Origin of the sequence: Protofrankia sp. Cas8, assembly GCF_963555845.1 — a bacterium.
Taxonomy (GTDB): Bacteria; Actinomycetota; Actinomycetes; order Frankiales; family Frankiaceae; genus Protofrankia.
Map to the genome: position 1 here is coordinate 26,932 of NZ_CAUVXI010000054.1, position 1,556 is coordinate 28,487.

A 1,556-nucleotide genomic window follows, 5' to 3' on the forward strand; every position below is an offset into this window, starting at 1 on the left:
ACCGACACCCACGAGGAACGACCCAAGCGACCGGGCTCGTGGACCTCCAGCGCGGCGCGGGACAGTCGAACACCTTCTGATCCGTCAGCCCGGCACCCTTGACGGTGAACGCCGCCACCACATCCCCATGGGTATCGGCCAGCGGCACCCACGCCCCACCCGACGTGCCCAGGCCGATCAGATCCCCATCCGGATCCCGGGCGTAGGTCGACGTCCCGTCCGCGACCGGCTCCTTCTCGGCCCCGGCGTAGCCCAGCGTGGTGCTGTTACGGACCGCGAGCCGATCTAACCCGTCATACCCGTACGTCGTCGTCCCCGACGTACTGTCCGACACCAGCCGATCAAACCCGTCAAACGTCGTGGTCGCGGTCGTGCCGCCCGCGGTCCGGGTCGCCCGCGTCCCCCGCGCCGTATAGGTGTAGGTCGCCGTCCCATCGGAGGTCAGCCGATTGCGCTCATCGAACGTCGCCGCCGTGCCGCCCACCGACGTCCGGTTCCCCGCCCCATCCCAGCCGTAGCTCGTCGTGACGTTCGCCGGACTGGTCCAGCTGGTCAACCGGTCCGCCCGATCATAGCCGAAGCTCTGACTCCCCGACCCCGCCAACCCGGCCGGACTCAACGTTTCGGTCAGCCGATTGTCGTTGGCGTCGTAGCTGTACGTCGCCGCCCGCAACGTCCCACCCGGCCCGGACAACGTGTCCGCGGTCGTCCGCCCCAGATTGTCATAGCCGAACGACCGGACTGCCCCACCCGACGCGTAGCTGACTGAGGTCAGCTGGTCGGCGTCGTCATAACCCAGCGTCCGGGTACCACCGGTGGCCGCACCCGTCGTACTGGTCAGATCATCCCGGGCGTTGTACCCGAACGACGACCCGGCAGGCTACCCCGGCTTCTACTCAACCCCGGGCGGTTCAGTCGCCAGAAATCCAGATATACCCTCCGTGCCTAATTATATTTTCAATCAATTCCCTGAAATTAGAAATCTCGACATTCAACTCTGGGTGACCTTGAAGAATATCAAGGAGCTCCTTCAAAAGCTTCTTCATTTGCGGTATATTAAACATAGTATCGCCATACTCGTCAATGCCTTTTAGATAGCTACCTAGACTAGCCAACGGAAGAAATCTAGAAAGCCAGATACCTGCATCCTTTCCCGCATAAGACCGTCCATGAATCTGATTTTCTATATATATAGACAAACCCACCTTCAATCTCCCTAACAACTATCTCATCGGCTTTGGAATCGGATGCATCGTGCGAACAGACCCCCATTTGTCCTGTACGACACGATACCAGGTTGTAAGCAAGCCTCCAGAGTCATCGGAAAGCCTGCCGATGACCTCCCCCGCGTCTACATCACGTTCATAGAAACCACTAGCGTTCGGCCCGCGAGATCCCCACCGCTCCGAAGCAGTAACTAAGTCATCAAGGTTGACGTCTGGGTTGAAAACGCTTTTATCCGATCTGACTTCCGCACCGCCCGGCATGTGCTTCCGCCGGACATATGCCTCAGATTCGTTATCGAGCATCGGAGGTGTAAGATTTTTGGCGCCCTC

3 protein-coding genes are annotated in these 1,556 nt (G+C 59.8%); all 3 read right to left on the bottom strand.

Annotated features, from left to right (window positions below; genetic code table 11):
- The coding region (locus U9977_RS10720; protein WP_322749072.1) for an RHS repeat domain-containing protein at window positions 1-673 on the bottom strand (673 nt) is incomplete at its 3' end.
- A gap of 238 nt (window positions 674-911) precedes the next feature.
- A complete protein-coding gene (locus U9977_RS10730; RefSeq protein WP_322749073.1) occupies window positions 912-1,205 on the bottom strand; it encodes a hypothetical protein in 294 nt (97 codons plus the stop codon).
- A gap of 18 nt (window positions 1,206-1,223) precedes the next feature.
- A partial coding sequence (locus tag U9977_RS10735) for a hypothetical protein (RefSeq protein ID WP_322749074.1) occupies window positions 1,224-1,556 on the bottom strand: 333 nt, incomplete at its 5' end.